We start from the raw sequence: 14,790 nt of genomic DNA on the forward strand, positions 1-14,790 counted from the left end.
ACATGGACAACAAAATACTGTTTTGTGCAACAGTTGATTATCATTTTAAGGCCTTTCATGTACCATATATGAAATGGTTCAAGGAACAGGGATGGGATGTTCATGTAGCGGCGAGTGGGAATATCGCGCTTCCTTATGTCGATCAAAAATATGACATTCCTATTCAACGATCTCCCTTCAATACCAAAAACATCAAGGCTTATAAAGAACTAAAAACGATAATCGATCAAAACCAGTACCAAATGATCCATTGCCATACCCCTATGGGAGGGGTGCTGGCCCGTCTGGCCGCGAGAAATGCAAGAAAAATGGGAACGAAGGTCATTTATACGGCCCACGGTTTCCATTTTTGCAAGGGCGCTCCCTTTTTGAACTGGCTTATCTATTATCCTATCGAAAAAAAAATGGCCCATCACACAGATTGCCTGATAACGATTAATCAAGAAGACTATGAAATAGCGACCCGGCGTTTTAAAGCACAACGTATTGAACATGTCCATGGAGTAGGGATCAACGCAGAGAATTTTAAGCCCGTACATGAGTATAAAAAAATCGAATTGAAAAAGTCATTTGGCTATAAACCAGATGACTTTTTATTATTTTACGCTGCGGAATTTAACAAAAATAAAAATCAGCAATATCTTCTGCAATCATTAGCCTTAATCAAGGATGAAATTCCTAACGCAAGACTTTTGCTTGCCGGGGAAGGACCTTTGCTAGAAGGTTGCCGAGAAAAAGCGAAAAGTCTCGGAATCAGTCATATGGTTGATTTTCTGGGCTATCGAAATGATATCCAACAAATTGTTCCGATGTGTGATATGGCTGTAGCTTCAAGTCTTCGGGAAGGATTGCCAGTAAATATTATGGAAGCAATGGCTTGCGGATTGCCGGTGGTAGCGATTGAGAACAGGGGACATCGAGAGCTCGTTCACAATAACAGAAATGGCTGGATGATCGGCAATAATAATCCTATTGAGTTTTCGAACAAGATTAAGGCCCTCGCAGAAATTGAAGGTATTGGACAAAGGCTTGGAAGAAACGGAAGAAGTATCATTTTAAAGCAATATAGCGTAGATAAAGTGTTATCTGAAAAAAGCAGGATTTATAAATCATATATGTCCGAAATGGAGGATGCTAAGTGGGCAATCCATTAAGAATATTACATGTTGTAGTCAATATGAACCGGGGCGGCGCTGAAACACTCATTATGAATCTATATCGAAATATAGATCGTTCAAAGGTCCAATTTGACTTTTTGACTTGCAAGGAAGGAGTTTTTGATCAAGAAATCATTTCAATGGGCGGAAAGATTCATAGAATTCCATATGTGACTGAAGTAGGGCACACTGGTTATATAAAAAAATTAGATCAATTCTTTCAAACGAACGCTGATTATAAAATCATTCATTCCCACATGGATAAAATGAGTGGATTTATCCTCAGGGCAGCAAAAAAAGTCGGAATTCCAGTCAGGATAGCACATAGTCATAGTACTAAAAGTGAAGGAGGAGCAGTATCAAACCTCTATAAGTGGTTTGCAGGCAATAATATCAAGCACTATGCAACTCATTTATATGCTTGTTCGAATGCTGCAGCTAAATGGCTATTTAAAGATAAAGAGGATAAGGCATTTATCTTAAAAAATGGAATTGAGTGTAATAAATTTCAATTTTCTTTAGATGTACGCAACCAGGTCAGAAATGAACTAAAGCTGGATGAAGAATCAATGCTTATCGGCCATGTTGGAAGGTTTAGCCACCCCAAGAACCATTTATTTTTGCTCGAGGTGTTTGCTCAACTAATTGAAGTTCAGCCAAATGCAACCCTTATTTTGGTCGGGGAGGGAGCGTTAAAGGAAAAAATTGAAGAAAAAATCAAGGGACTGCATTTGGAAGAGAATGTGAAGCTCCTGGGAATCAGAGAAGACATCCATCTCCTTCTCCAGGCGTTTGATGTTTTTGTTTTTCCGTCCTTGTATGAAGGGCTTCCGGTAACTTTAATTGAAGCTCAAGGGGCAGGGCTGCCTTGTCTTATTTCCGATACGATTACTGAAGAAGCTGATATGGGCATTGGATTGGTGAAATCTCTTCCTTTGACCGACAAAATGTTATGGGCAGAAAACATTAGTAACATAGCAATGAGAAATCAGTCTAGAACTATATCAGAAAGTGATTTAAATCAAAAAGGATATAACATCCGAAGAACAGCTGAACTAACACAACAATCATATATATCGTTAGGGGGAGAGGTCGGTTGAAAACGTTAACGGTTTTTACCCCAACCTATAACAGGGTATATTGCATCGATAAATGTTACGAAAGCCTAAAACGGCAAACGTGCAAGGATTTTATTTGGTTAGTCATTGATGATGGTTCAACGGATGGGACCAAAGAGATGATTGAAAGATGGATGAAAGAAAATATTATCCAAATCCAATATCATTGGCAACAGAATCAAGGCATGCATGGGGCCCATAATACAGCCTATGAACTGATGGATACTAAGTTAAATGTTTGTATTGATTCTGATGATTACATGCCAGATGATGCTGTGGAAAAAGTCCTCACTTATTGGAATAAATACGGAAGTGATAAAGTGAGCGGGATGATTGGCCTTGATTCTTACAGTGATAATAGAATAATCGGAACGAAATTACCGGATCATCTGAACCGTTCGACATTGTTTGATCTTTATAACAAACACGGTACAACCGGTGATAAAAAGCTTGTTTATCGAACTGAATTAACTAAACAATACCCTTATCCCCTATTTAAAGATGAGAAATATGTAGGATTAGCGTACAAATACTACATGATCGATAAACAATATGAATTGCTGTTAATGAATGAGGTATTATGCTGTGTGGAATATCTCCCGGATGGATCATCACGTAATATGTTCAAGCAGTACAGTAAAAACCCAAATGGGTTTGCTTTTTACCGAAAAGAATTAATGAAATTGCCATTTGTCAGTCTCCCTTTCAAATTCAGACAGGCGATTCATTACGTATCGAGCAGTTTAATGAGCAAAAATTGGCGGTTTTTAAAAGACACACCCAGTAAAGGTTTGACAATTCTGGCTATGCCTTTAGGGATAACGTTATATTTTTATATAACAACAAAAACGAGGGTTGCTTAACATTTTAGCAATCTCTTTTTTTGTTGGGAAGGATTTATGATATGACTCTTCTTTGGATCAATCTTGCCTTAGTATTTATCTTCGCGTTTTTTGCAAGATACTCGGCAAGTACAGGCATTACAATCATTGCTACAGCCCCTGTGGCCTCCATTAAACCTAATAAAATGCTGATGTTTGCTGCATTACTAACCTTAACTTTAGTGTCGGGTCTTAGATCAAATATTGGGGATACGTTCAACTATAAAAACATATATGTGGATAATGATTTTACCTGGGATTACATTCTTGGCCATAAAGACATCGGATTTGGCATTCTTCAAATGCTATTAAAAAAGTTATCAGCGGATCCGCAACTGATGATTTTTACTGCTGCTTTGATTACGAATGTTCTTATTGTTTTCATCCTATACAAATATTCAAGGCAATTTGAGTTAAGTCTGTATGTCTATATTACAGGCGGATTGTTTTTGGTCTCGATGAATGGGATTAGACAAGTTCTTGCGGCAGCCATAACGTTTACTGCGATAAAATTCTTAATCAATGGGAACTGGAAAAGATACGTATTAGTTGTTCTTCTGGCATCTTTATTTCACCAAAGCGCTCTCATATTAATTCCGATGTATTTCATCGTTAGATTTAAAGCATGGTCTAAGGCTACAATTGCACTTGTCTTATTATCCATTGTCGGTGTTATAGGGTATGATCAATTATCTTCGATTTTCTTTTCCGCAATCGAGGATACACAGTATGGGGATTACAAAGACTTTAATGAAGGAGGGGCAAGCAGCATCAGAGTTTTGGTAAGCGCGGTGCCTCTGCTGATTGCCTACTTAGGAAGAGGTAAATTAAGAAAAATATTTCCTGATAGTGATGTTATCGTCAATATGACGCTACTGGGTTTTGTCTTTATGGTGATTTCCACACAAAGCTGGATTTTTGCAAGAGTATCGATCTACTTTGGACTTTATCAATTAATCCTTATCTCCTGGATTGTAAAGCTATTCAGAGGAAAAGACGAGAAGTTTGTTTACTATGGGATTTTAGTTTTGTACTTTGCTTATTATTATTATGAAAATGTGATTAGTTTGGAAATATTGTATAAAAGTAATTACTTAGTATGGTAGCAAAAGCGGTCATAAAAATAACTTATTTAGAAAAACGGGGGAATATGTAAATGGCGATTCTTGTTACAGGAGGTGCTGGATACATCGGCAGCCACACCTGTGTCGAATTACTAAACGAAGGATTTGAAATCATTATTGTTGACAATTTTTCGAACAGTAAGCCTGAATCATTAAAACGGGTATCGGAAATCACAGGAAAATGGTTCAAGACCTATAACATCGATTTACTGAATGCAGAAGGACTTGAACAGGTGTTTTCTGAAAATGAGATTGAAGCAGTTATTCACTTTGCCGGCCTCAAGGCGGTGGGTGAGTCAGTAATGGTTCCTCTCACTTATTATCAAAACAACCTTATCGGTACGGTCATCCTTTGTGAAACGATGAAGAAATATGGGGTCAAGAACCTTGTATTTAGCTCTTCAGCAACCGTATACGGTTCAACAGCCGAGGTTCCTATTCCCGAAGAAACACCGCTGGAGGCAGTCAATCCATACGGCCGTTCGAAGCAAATGATTGAAGAAATTCTGCAAGATTTATATTTTTCAGACCAGTCCTGGAGTATCAGCCTGTTAAGATATTTTAATCCGATTGGTGCCCACGCGAGCGGCCGGATTGGTGAAGATCCGAATGGGATTCCAAATAATCTGCTGCCTTATATTTCACAAGTCGCGGTTGGCAAGCTGCAGCTGCTGAATATATTTGGAAACGATTATCAAACGAAAGACGGAACCGGAATAAGAGATTATATCCATGTTGTCGACCTGGCAATCGGCCATCTGAGAGCTTTGGAGAAGGTGCAGTCCACACAGGGTGTAGAGGCCTATAATCTTGGAACAGGCAGAGGCTATAGTGTATTAGAGATGGTTCAAGCATTTGAAAGTGCTTCCGGGGAAAGCATTCCTTATACCGTAATCGGTCGCCGGCCAGGTGATGCGGCCGTGTGCTTTGCGGACGTTTCGAAAGCAAGAGACCAGCTCGGTTGGATCGCAGCCAAAGGAATTGATGAAATGTGTAAAGATACATGGAAATGGCAGCAAAGTAATCCCAATGGTTACCGGAAAGAGACTGAAGTTTTAAATGAAAGCAATTCCCCGGTGCGTAAAGAGGCAGCGGGCTTTTTAGTGTCTAATAAGTGAGGGATTATCATGAACAATGACAATAATCTATCTCAAGAACAGTTCCAGGAACTCTTGATAAGCGTGTATACAAAAACGAACGATTCAAATGAAATCAGTGCCATCGATATTGTAAATGAAATTAAGCAAAAACTATTAACCATCTATTCCCCCAACTCACATGCGCAAATTGGGGATAAAGCCAAATGAAGCGAGTTTTGGATGTAGTCATTTCACTGACTCTATTGGTATTGTTTTCTCCAATGATGTGTATCGTTGCGATTATTGTAAGAGCAAAAATGGGTACCCCGATTTTGTTTAAACAGAAACGCCCTGGATTACACGGCAAGCCATTTTACCTGTACAAATTTCGTACGATGACCCATTCACTGGATAACAACGGTCATTTATTGCCAGATCAGTCGCGCTTAACTAATACCGGTAAATTTCTTAGGAAATATAGTCTGGATGAATTACCACAACTCCTTAATTTAATAAAAGGTGAAATGAGCCTTGTTGGGCCGAGACCATTGTTAATGGAATATTTACCATTTTACACGAAAGAACAGGCAAGCAGGCACAATGTAAAACCAGGGATTACCGGCTGGGCTCAGGTGAATGGGAGAAATGCGCTTACATGGGAGGAGAAATTCATACTGGATACCTGGTACGTAAAAAATCATACTATTATTCTGGATTTTAAAATCCTCAGATTAACGCTTAGTAAGGTCGTAAAAAAAGAAGGGATTAACCATCAAGACGATGTACCAATGGAAAAATTCACAGGATCAAAAGAAGTGATCTAGCATGAAAGTAATCATATTAGGAAATGGCGGACACAGCAAAGTCATTCAAGAAATGGTTTTATCGCTAAAGGATCATGAAATTATCGCTGTATTAGATGATAAGTACGTAGATGAACATCAAAAAAAAGGAACGATTTATGCCCCTTTTTCTTCTTTAAAGAAGATGCTTGTACCTGGCACAAGGGTTGTGATTGCTATTGGCAATAACCGAACAAGAAAGAGAATAGCTCGATCATTAGCCCTGAGACAGGATCAATTATTAACAGTCATTCATCCTTCGGCGATTGTCAGCCCCTCCGCTGTTATTGGATATGGAACAGTCGTGATGCCACAAGCTGTCATTAACGCAGAAGCTCAAATTGGAGAGCATTGCATCATTAATACCGCAGCGATTGTGGAACATGAAAATATGATTGGGAATTACACACATCTATCACCGAACGCCACATTAACAGGTGAAGTTTCAGTGGGTGAAGGTGTACATATAGGTGCCTCGGCCACAATTATTCCCGGGATGCACATTGGAAGCTGGTCGATTATTGGTGCAGGTTCAACCGTCATTCATGATATTCCAGCTGCGTGCACAGCGGCAGGTTGCCCCGCGAGAATTCTTAAAAGCGAAAAAGAGCAATAAAGGAAGAAAGGAGGTCTTGAATAATGCAACCTAAAATTTTTCTTTCTCCGCCGCACATGAGCGGAAACGAACACCAATATATAATGGAAGCATTTGAAACAAATTGGATTGCCCCTTTAGGACCAAATGTAGATGCATTTGAAAAAGAGATTGTCTCCTATACAGGAGCCAGGGAAGCGATTGCTGTCAGTTCGGGAACAGCAGCGATTCATTTGGCTCTTTCTTTATTAGGCGTTACAAAAGGAGACAGAGTATTTTGCTCAAGTCTGACGTTTGTCGCAAGTGCAAATCCGATTGTCTATCAGGGGGCTGAGCCAGTATTTATTGACTCAGAGCCGGAGACCTGGAATATGTCCCCGAAGGCACTAGTCAGAGGGTTGAAGGAAGCGGTTATGGCAGGACGACTGCCTAAAGCGGTTATCGTTGTAAATCTGTATGGACAGAGTGCGAAAATGGATGAACTTCTTTCCGTTTGTAATCAGTATGATGTTCCAATGATCGAGGATGCAGCTGAATCTCTTGGTTCCTCATATAAGGGAAAGGCAAGTGGTTCTTTTGGCAAGTTTGGTATCTTCTCCTTTAATGGGAATAAAATCATAACCACATCCGGCGGCGGAATGCTTGTATCGAATGATATAGAAGCGATCCAAAGGGCCCGTTTTCTGGCAACCCAGGCCCGCGATCCGGCACCCCACTATCAGCATAGCATTCTCGGCTACAATTATCGGATGAGTAATATTTTAGCCGGGATTGGCAGGGCACAATTGCAAGTGTTAGAGGACAGGGTTGAAGCCAGAAGACGAATATATAACCATTACTACCGGGAACTAAGCCAGATACCTGGTGTACACTTCATGCCAGAATTAGAAAACACGAGGACAAATCGTTGGCTCACAGCGTTAACCATTAAGGTAGATGAAGCGAATATATTCGTGAAGCAACTGTTAGCATCCCTGAACGAAAACAATATCGAAGCACGTCCTGTATGGAAGCCGCTTCATTTACAACCGCTTTTTCAGGGAGTCAAGTATTACCCTCACGATGAAAATGAGCATGTAGCTGAACGTTTATTCCAAACAGGAATATGTCTTCCTTCAGGTTCGAACATGACGGAAGATGAACAAAACAGAGTCATCGATATTTTTAAAGAGGTATGTGAGGAAGCCCTTACTATCGAAGGAATCGTATGATTTCAATAAATAAGAGGTATAAATGATGATTGGGAAAAACATTCAAAGAATCCGAAAAAAAAAAGGACTTACGCTATCTGAGCTTGCCGAACGAGCAAGCATGTCCAAGTCCTACCTAAGCAATATTGAACGCAACATAAATCAAAATCCCTCGATACAAGTAATGGAAAAAATATCATTGGTTTTGGATGTGGAATTGAACAGTTTACTCGAAATGCCCCCTGAACCACCGGTGCCGTCAGAAAACGATTGGCTCGAATTAGTAACAGAGTTAAAAGAGTCGGGAATGGAGAAAGAACAACTCGAAGAATTTAAAACATTGATTCAATTTATAAAATGGAAGAATAGGGATGCGGAAGAAAAAGAGTAAGACCATAGGATATCTTTTGAATGTATTTACAAAACAAATGGGAGATATAAATGGATAATATAAAGCCAATAAAGATTCTTCATGTTGTTGGGGCGATGAATCGTGCAGGAACTGAAACAATGTTAATGAATCTATACAGAAACATGAATCGTGAAAAAGTTCAGTTTGACTTTATTTCGTATAGTCAAGAAGATGCTGAGTATGATCTTGAAATTAGAAAGCTTGGCGGAAGAGTCATCAAGCTCTCGAAAACACTTTCAATTAAAGAAATTTATGATGCTATAAAGCAATATGGTCCTTATGAAGCAGTGCATTCGCATACATTGTTCCATTGCGGGATTGCCAATATGGCGGCACGGTTAGCTGGTGTAAAAATAAGAGTGGCACATGCACATACAACTTTAGACAAAAGTGATCGTTTTACAAGAAAATTATACATTCGATTAATGCGTTATACGATCAACACCTTTTCAACAAATTTATTAGCGTGCAGTAATGAAGCGGGACGATATTTATTTGGAGAAAAAAGACTAACCAACATTAAATACTCATATTTTCCTAATGTAATCGATTATTCATTATTTTTAAAAGACCGAAGCAAAGATGTGAGAAAATTTAAAGTTGAAGAAGGTCTCGGTAATAGTCTAGTTATCGGGCATATTGGAAGGTTCATAGAAGCGAAAAATCATCCGTTTTTATTACAAATACTGAAGAGTGCTATAAAAAGTGATCCTACAATTAAGTTGATGTTAGTTGGAGATGGAGACGTAAGGGAACAAATTGAAGAAGCGGCTAAAAAAGAAGGTATTTATGCCAATATTCGATTTGTTGGCATAAGAACTGATATACCAATTATGCTGCGCAGTATGGATATATTTGTTTTTCCATCCTTATATGAAGGTTTGGGTTTGGTGTTACTAGAAGCACAGGCGAGTGGAGTGCCATGTGTAGTATCTGAAGCTATCCAGCCTGAGGCGGACTTGGAAATAGGCTTAGTTTCTAAGCTTTCGTTAGCAGATAGTCCTGAGGTTTGGGCTGATAAAATATTGGAACTGGCAAATAAAAAGGAAAAAAACACAAATAAGATTATCGATAGCTTTGAGAGAAGCGGGTATTCCTTACCATTAGGAATTTCAAAATTAATGAAAATATATAAACTACACGATGGAGGAGTATATGAAAAATATATTGATCGCCTCCTTTGATATGGAAGTTGGAGGAGTCGAAAGAAGTCTTATCAGTATGCTGAGTAACTTTGATTATAAAAGTCACCATATCGATCTGATGTTATATAGCCATACAGGCGACTTTATGAATCTGCTCCCTAGTCAACCAAATTTACTGGAAGAATCAAAAACCTATAAAACCTTCAGAATGTCGATAGGGGAAATTTTTAAAACTGGAAAATTACCATTAGGACTGGCAAGGCTGCTGGCAAAGTATAGAGCAAGCTTGAATCAAACTTCTGAAACTGGATATAAGCAGATGCAATATATGTGGAAATATTCCTTACCTTTTTTACCGAGGCATGAGAAAAAATACGATATCGCAATAAGTTATTTATGGCCCCATTATTTTGTTGCAGATAAGGTCGAAGCTAAAACGAAAATAGCCTGGATACATACTGACTTTTCTACAGTAGAAACTGATACAAAATTAGATATTGAAATGTGGAATAAATTCGACTCTATTGTAGCTGTATCAGAAGAATGCAGAAATACATTTATTCAAAAATATCCTACACTAATAAACAAGGTCATTGTTCTTGAAAATATTACATCTCCCGAATTGGTTAAGGCTTTAGCTAATGAAAAAGTCGAAAATCCACTTACCAATGATCTAAGATTTAAAATTATAACAGTGGCGAGATTATCCCATGCAAAGGGAATCGATAAGGCTGTTAAAGCGTTAAAACGATTAAAGGATAGAGGTTATAACGATATAGCATGGTATGTAGTCGGCTATGGAGGAGAAGAAATAAAGATTAAAGAATTAATTACTCAAAACGGTTTAGAAAACCAGTTCATTCTGTTAGGAAAAAAAACGAACCCCTACCCCTATATGAAGGCAGCAAATTTATATGTTCAACCATCTCGGTATGAAGGAAAAGCAGTAACAGTAAGTGAGGCCCAAATCCTTTCTAAATCGGTTCTGATTACTAACTATCCGACTGCGCAAAGTCAAGTCCGTAATGGATTTGATGGGTTAATATGTGAGTTGTCAACTGATGGAATTGCGGATGGGATTGAAAGATTATATAAAGATTTTGATTTAAGAAAACACCTCGAGAATAACTGTAAAAGCACAGACTACAGCAACAATATGGAACTTGAAAAATTGTACAGTTTGGTTTAGGGGGGACAATACATGTTACAAGAGGGAAAAGTTAGCGTTGTTGTCCCTATTTTTAAAGTGGAAAAATATCTTCATAGATGTGTAGACAGCATTATTGATCAATCATACAAGAATATAGAGATTATCTTAGTAGATGATGGATCTCCGGATAACTGTGGAAGTATTGCAGATCAATATGGGGAAACTGAATCGAGAATAAAGGTTATACACAAAAGAAATGGAGGATTGTCTGATGCTAGAAATCATGGGCTGAAACATGTGACAGGAGAATTTACTGTTTTTGTGGATAGTGATGATTGGCTGGAAATGAGCATGATTGAGAACCTGGTGAAAAATAGCTGGAAATATAAAGCTGATGTTGTCCAATCGGGTTTTTTTTATGCCTATGAAGAAAAGTTACTTTTCGATAATAGATATCATTCAAAAAATGGTGAACCTGAACTTTTAACTAAGGAAACATTGATGTATGAGTTGGTTAGTAATGAAAAGGTTAAAAACTTCGCTTGGGGTAAGTTATATAAAACAAAAATTATCAGGGACATACCCTTTGAAAAAGGAGTTTTATTTGAAGATGTATTCTGGGCTCATAAAGTTATGCATCAGGTTAATACCTTCCTTATTTTACATCAACCATTGTACAACTATTACCAACGAAGTGACAGCATCGTCGCGACTTATACTCCAAGAAACCTCGATATAATCAGGGGATTAAAAGAAAGACATGGGTTTATTGAGGAATTTTATAAAGAATTAACGGATGAATCATATAAGGCTATTTTAAAAATGAGTTTGATCCACTATAACCTATTGTTAAGGAACAGAAAAATAGATCATGGCGGTCTATACCGGAAAGAAATCCAATCGTACATTTCAACTAACTATAGCAAGTTAAAAAAAGCTGTTAAAAACGAAAAGCAGTTAACACAGCAATTGCATTTATTCTCATTACATCCTTACCTCAATGTTCTTTATCTGGGATTAGGAAAAGGGCTAAAGACATTGAAAATTCTACCACAACCAGATGGATTGGAGCTGGTAAAGATTAAACAGTGAAAGGAGCAATTAAATGGAATGATATTTATGGCCAGCGTTAAGAAGAGTATAACCTTAGCCATTATTTATATTTTTAACTGCTTTCCTATTAAGAAAAATAAAATTTTTATGTTCAGTTATTATGGCAGCCAATATGGATGCAATCCAAAATATATTTCAGATTATATTTCACAAAATTCTCCCAAAAACAAATTTGATGTGGTATGGGCTTTCAATGATCCGGAATCAAGGATAAATATGACTAGCTTTAGAAAAGTAAAGATAATGTCTTTAAGGTATTTTTATGAATTATCCACTTCAAAGATTGTCATTACGAATTTTAGAACAACCGATTTGTATGTAAAGAGAAGAAATCAATTTTACATACAAACTTGGCATAGTTCTTTACGTTTAAAACAAATAGAAAAGGATGCAGAAAGCTTATTACCCTCCGATTATGTTCAAATGGCTAAAAATGATTCGTTGAAATGTGATTTATTACTATCTGGATGTAAATATAGTACCGAAATTTTCAAAAGAGCTTTTTGGTATGATGGTGAAATTTTCGAGCATGGTACACCTCGTAATGATGTGCTTTTTCAAAATAACTTAAGTAGGAAAGGTGAAATTTTTGAGAAACTTAACGTGCCTTATAGCAGTAAGGTTATTTTATATGCTCCAACATTTAGAAAGGATAATAACCTGGAAGTTTATAATCTAGACTTCTCAAAGATATCCAAAAAGTTAAAAGGTAAATTTGGAGGGGAGTGGATCGTTTTAGTTAAGTTACATCCACACTTAATCTCCAAATCCAGTCAATTAATTTATGAGGAAAATGTTCTAGATGTAACTGATTATGATGACATACAAGAATTGCTGACTATTTCTGACGTGTTAATTACTGATTATTCATCGCTTATGTTTGACTATTCATTAACCAGGCGCCCGTGCTTTCTATATGTACCTGATGTTAAGGAATACATAAGTCAAGATAGAAATTTATATTTTGATTTGATGGAGCTTCCTTTTATCAGTGCTACAAGTAATAGGGACTTAATAAATAAAATAGAAAATTTTCATTATGAAGAATATAAGAATGGTTTAAATGAATTCTCTAAACGTATTGGTTCTTTCGAGGATGGAAGGGCCTGTGAATATTTATTAAGACGGATAGATAAAATTTGTTTTAGTGAAAAAAGGAGTGAGCATTATGAAGCAGTATAAAGTGGGATATACAACAGGTGTGTTTGATTTATTTCATGTGGGACATCTGAACATTTTAAAAAAGGCAAAGGAACAATGTGAATTTCTTATTGTTGGTGTTAGTACAGATGATTTAGTGATGGCATACAAAAATAAACCACCCATCATTTCACATATGGATAGAACGGCTATAGTGAAAGGGATTAAATATGTCGATCAAGTTATTCCCCAAACTAATAGAAATAAAATCTTAGCGTGGGAGCGATTGAACTTTGACGTTATGTTTGTTGGTGACGATTGGAAAGGAAATGCTCTTTTTATGGAAGTTGAAATTAAATTCAACAAGATAGGCGTAGATATAGTTTATTTTCCATACACACAAGATATATCCTCAACAATTGTCAAAGAGAAAATAAAATTATAATAGAACGGAATAATGAACGTATGAAAACTAGCAATAAGTATTATTGTTCCTCTACTATCAAGCTTTTTTTAATAAAGCTGAAAGTTATCCTGTTATCCTTTGAAGAATGTCGAACAGGAGAGAAACTAAGATTTTAAATTTATAAAAGGTGAAGTGAGATTATATTATGAAAAAAAGTCTCTTATTTGTTATAGACTCATTAGACGTTGCAGGAGCAGAAAAGAGTTTAGTTACACTGCTTTCATTGATAGACTTCTCTAAATATAAAGTAGACCTTATGTTGTTTTCACATGGAAAGTTGCTTGAAGAACTGGTACCAATCGAAGTAAATACTTTACCTCCATTAAATTACACTAGGTTTTCGAATATCGATTTAAAGAAAGCTTTGATAAGATCCGTAGCACAAGGGAATATTAAGATGCTCTATTCAAGAATAAAATATTCAGTAAATATACGCCGGAGAAAATATAGTAACCCAGAAAAGGCAAGGATATTCTGGGAAAGTGTCTCAAATGTCATTGAAAGTAACCCTAAAACTTATGACATCGCGATTAGTTATGCACAAGGTATTCCTACTTTTTATGTAGCGGAAAAAGTTAAAGCAAAGAAAAAGTTTGCCTGGGTGAATGTAAGTTATAGATTGAACAAAAAAAATAAAGAGTTTCAAAGAAAATTCTATGATAATTATAATAAAGTAGTTGCTGTATCCGATTCTACGAAAGAAGTATTCCTAGAAACATTTCCCATTTATTCAGACAAAGTTGAAGTTATATATGATATAAATAATCCTGATTTCATTTCCAAAATGGCTGACATAGGTCCTTCATTTAAAGACCAGTTTGATGGAATCAGGATTTTAACCATTGGGAGGTTGGCCTATCAAAAAGGATATGATATTGCAGTAGATGCCTGTAAAAAGCTTAAAGAAAAAGGCATAAAGTTTAGGTGGTACTCATTAGGAAAAGGTCCCTTGGCGAAGGAAATTGAAGAGATAATAATTGAAAATGGTTTACAAGAGAATTTTGTGCTCTTAGGTGTTAAAGCGAATCCATATCCCTATATAAAAAACTCCGATATATATGTTCAAACATCTAGGTTTGAAGGTTTCGGGCTGGCTATTGCAGAAGCCAGAATGCTTAACGTACCAGTGGTTACTACACGTTTCGATGCGGTATATAACCAAATGATCGAAGAGAAAAACGGTCTGGTTGTTGATATGCATGCAGATGCTGTTTGTGATGGTATTATAAGAGTAATAAAGGACGAAGAACTGAGAGGAAATATTGTTAAATACCTACATGCTGAGAAAAAAGGTAACATGGAAGAAATAGAAAAATTTTATCAACTAATAGGATGAAAGTGAGCAATACTCATGAAGAAAAAAATAGTATTCATGGTT

At 36.8% G+C, this 14,790-nt stretch carries 16 protein-coding genes; all 16 read left to right on the forward strand.

The genetic code is table 11. The features are described from left to right. Positions 1 to 2: 2 nt before the first annotated feature. Positions 3 to 1,154 carry a glycosyltransferase family 4 protein gene (locus ELQ35_RS06840; protein WP_126864085.1) on the forward strand — a complete coding sequence of 384 codons (1,152 nt, stop codon included), beginning with the start codon at positions 3 to 5 and terminating at the stop codon, positions 1,152 to 1,154. Continuing rightward, complete coding sequence (locus ELQ35_RS06845) at positions 1,139 to 2,257, forward strand: glycosyltransferase family 1 protein (protein ID WP_126864086.1); 1,119 nt, start codon at positions 1,139 to 1,141, stop codon at positions 2,255 to 2,257. Before ELQ35_RS06840 ends, ELQ35_RS06845 begins: the two co-directional genes overlap by 16 nt. Next, positions 2,254 to 3,138 (forward strand): glycosyltransferase family 2 protein, encoded by an 885-nt coding sequence (locus ELQ35_RS06850; RefSeq protein WP_126864087.1) that lies wholly within the window; start codon positions 2,254 to 2,256, stop codon positions 3,136 to 3,138. The genes ELQ35_RS06845 and ELQ35_RS06850 overlap by 4 nt, the downstream gene beginning before the upstream one ends. A gap of 41 nt (positions 3,139 to 3,179) precedes the next feature. Beyond that, positions 3,180 to 4,262, forward strand: coding sequence for an EpsG family protein (locus ELQ35_RS06855; protein WP_126864088.1), 1,083 nt, complete (start codon positions 3,180 to 3,182; stop codon positions 4,260 to 4,262). Between the two features lie 50 nt (positions 4,263 to 4,312). Further along, the gene (gene galE / locus ELQ35_RS06860) at positions 4,313 to 5,398 is read left to right on the forward strand and encodes a UDP-glucose 4-epimerase GalE (RefSeq protein ID WP_126864089.1); all 1,086 of its coding nucleotides are present in this window, start codon (positions 4,313 to 4,315) and stop codon (positions 5,396 to 5,398) included. A 9-nt stretch (positions 5,399 to 5,407) separates the two neighbouring features. Next, the gene (locus tag ELQ35_RS06865) at positions 5,408 to 5,587 is read left to right on the forward strand and encodes a YwzD family small protein (protein ID WP_126864090.1); all 180 of its coding nucleotides are present in this window, start codon (positions 5,408 to 5,410) and stop codon (positions 5,585 to 5,587) included. Then, complete coding sequence (locus ELQ35_RS06870; RefSeq protein ID WP_126864091.1) at positions 5,584 to 6,183, forward strand: sugar transferase; 600 nt, start codon at positions 5,584 to 5,586, stop codon at positions 6,181 to 6,183. The genes ELQ35_RS06865 and ELQ35_RS06870 overlap by 4 nt, the downstream gene beginning before the upstream one ends. 1 nt (position 6,184) lies before the next feature. Next, on the forward strand, positions 6,185 to 6,817 hold the full coding sequence (locus ELQ35_RS06875) for an acetyltransferase (RefSeq protein ID WP_126864092.1): 633 nt from the start codon (positions 6,185 to 6,187) through the stop codon (positions 6,815 to 6,817). A gap of 23 nt (positions 6,818 to 6,840) precedes the next feature. After that, positions 6,841 to 8,007: an aminotransferase class I/II-fold pyridoxal phosphate-dependent enzyme gene (locus ELQ35_RS06880; RefSeq protein WP_126864093.1), complete on the forward strand. Its 1,167-nt coding sequence runs from the start codon at positions 6,841 to 6,843 to the stop codon at positions 8,005 to 8,007. A 22-nt stretch (positions 8,008 to 8,029) separates the two neighbouring features. Further along, positions 8,030 to 8,377, forward strand: coding sequence for a helix-turn-helix domain-containing protein (locus tag ELQ35_RS06885; RefSeq protein ID WP_307363906.1), 348 nt, complete (start codon positions 8,030 to 8,032; stop codon positions 8,375 to 8,377). Between the two features lie 50 nt (positions 8,378 to 8,427). After that, complete coding sequence (locus tag ELQ35_RS06890; protein WP_126864094.1) at positions 8,428 to 9,582, forward strand: glycosyltransferase family 1 protein; 1,155 nt, start codon at positions 8,428 to 8,430, stop codon at positions 9,580 to 9,582. After that, complete coding sequence (locus tag ELQ35_RS06895; RefSeq protein ID WP_126864095.1) at positions 9,554 to 10,732, forward strand: glycosyltransferase; 1,179 nt, start codon at positions 9,554 to 9,556, stop codon at positions 10,730 to 10,732. The genes ELQ35_RS06890 and ELQ35_RS06895 overlap by 29 nt, the downstream gene beginning before the upstream one ends. A gap of 12 nt (positions 10,733 to 10,744) precedes the next feature. Then, complete coding sequence (locus ELQ35_RS06900; protein ID WP_126864096.1) at positions 10,745 to 11,785, forward strand: glycosyltransferase family 2 protein; 1,041 nt, start codon at positions 10,745 to 10,747, stop codon at positions 11,783 to 11,785. A 27-nt stretch (positions 11,786 to 11,812) separates the two neighbouring features. Next, positions 11,813 to 12,988, forward strand: coding sequence for a CDP-glycerol glycerophosphotransferase family protein (locus tag ELQ35_RS06905; protein WP_126864097.1), 1,176 nt, complete (start codon positions 11,813 to 11,815; stop codon positions 12,986 to 12,988). Then, positions 12,975 to 13,391, forward strand: coding sequence for an FAD synthase family protein (locus ELQ35_RS06910; RefSeq protein ID WP_126864098.1), 417 nt, complete (start codon positions 12,975 to 12,977; stop codon positions 13,389 to 13,391). The genes ELQ35_RS06905 and ELQ35_RS06910 overlap by 14 nt, the downstream gene beginning before the upstream one ends. Before the next feature lie 166 nt (positions 13,392 to 13,557). Beyond that, positions 13,558 to 14,748, forward strand: coding sequence for a glycosyltransferase (locus ELQ35_RS06915; protein WP_126864099.1), 1,191 nt, complete (start codon positions 13,558 to 13,560; stop codon positions 14,746 to 14,748). Positions 14,749 to 14,790 lie beyond the last annotated feature (42 nt).

The organism is Peribacillus cavernae (assembly GCF_003989135.1).
In the GTDB taxonomy this organism is placed as follows: Bacteria; Bacillota; Bacilli; order Bacillales; family DSM-1321; genus Peribacillus; species Peribacillus cavernae.

What these genes read in the sequence shown, in the direction of transcription:
- ELQ35_RS06865 (WP_126864090.1), top strand. Translation starts at nt 5,408, where the DNA reads ATGAACAATGACAATAATCTATCTCAAGAACAGTTCCAGGAACTCTTG.
- ELQ35_RS06895 (WP_126864095.1), top strand. Translation starts at nt 9,554, where the DNA reads ATGAAAAATATATTGATCGCCTCCTTTGATATGGAAGTTGGAGGAGTC.
- galE (WP_126864089.1), top strand. Translation starts at nt 4,313, where the DNA reads ATGGCGATTCTTGTTACAGGAGGTGCTGGATACATCGGCAGCCACACC.
- ELQ35_RS06900 (WP_126864096.1), top strand. Translation starts at nt 10,745, where the DNA reads ATGTTACAAGAGGGAAAAGTTAGCGTTGTTGTCCCTATTTTTAAAGTG.
- ELQ35_RS06915 (WP_126864099.1), top strand. Translation starts at nt 13,558, where the DNA reads ATGAAAAAAAGTCTCTTATTTGTTATAGACTCATTAGACGTTGCAGGA.
- ELQ35_RS06875 (WP_126864092.1), top strand. Translation starts at nt 6,185, where the DNA reads ATGAAAGTAATCATATTAGGAAATGGCGGACACAGCAAAGTCATTCAA.
- ELQ35_RS06855 (WP_126864088.1), top strand. Translation starts at nt 3,180, where the DNA reads ATGACTCTTCTTTGGATCAATCTTGCCTTAGTATTTATCTTCGCGTTT.
- ELQ35_RS06905 (WP_126864097.1), top strand. Translation starts at nt 11,813, where the DNA reads ATGGCCAGCGTTAAGAAGAGTATAACCTTAGCCATTATTTATATTTTT.
- ELQ35_RS06885 (WP_307363906.1), top strand. Translation starts at nt 8,030, where the DNA reads ATGATGATTGGGAAAAACATTCAAAGAATCCGAAAAAAAAAAGGACTT.
- ELQ35_RS06870 (WP_126864091.1), top strand. Translation starts at nt 5,584, where the DNA reads ATGAAGCGAGTTTTGGATGTAGTCATTTCACTGACTCTATTGGTATTG.
- ELQ35_RS06910 (WP_126864098.1), top strand. Translation starts at nt 12,975, where the DNA reads ATGAAGCAGTATAAAGTGGGATATACAACAGGTGTGTTTGATTTATTT.
- ELQ35_RS06890 (WP_126864094.1), top strand. Translation starts at nt 8,428, where the DNA reads ATGGATAATATAAAGCCAATAAAGATTCTTCATGTTGTTGGGGCGATG.
- ELQ35_RS06840 (WP_126864085.1), top strand. Translation starts at nt 3, where the DNA reads ATGGACAACAAAATACTGTTTTGTGCAACAGTTGATTATCATTTTAAG.
- ELQ35_RS06880 (WP_126864093.1), top strand. Translation starts at nt 6,841, where the DNA reads ATGCAACCTAAAATTTTTCTTTCTCCGCCGCACATGAGCGGAAACGAA.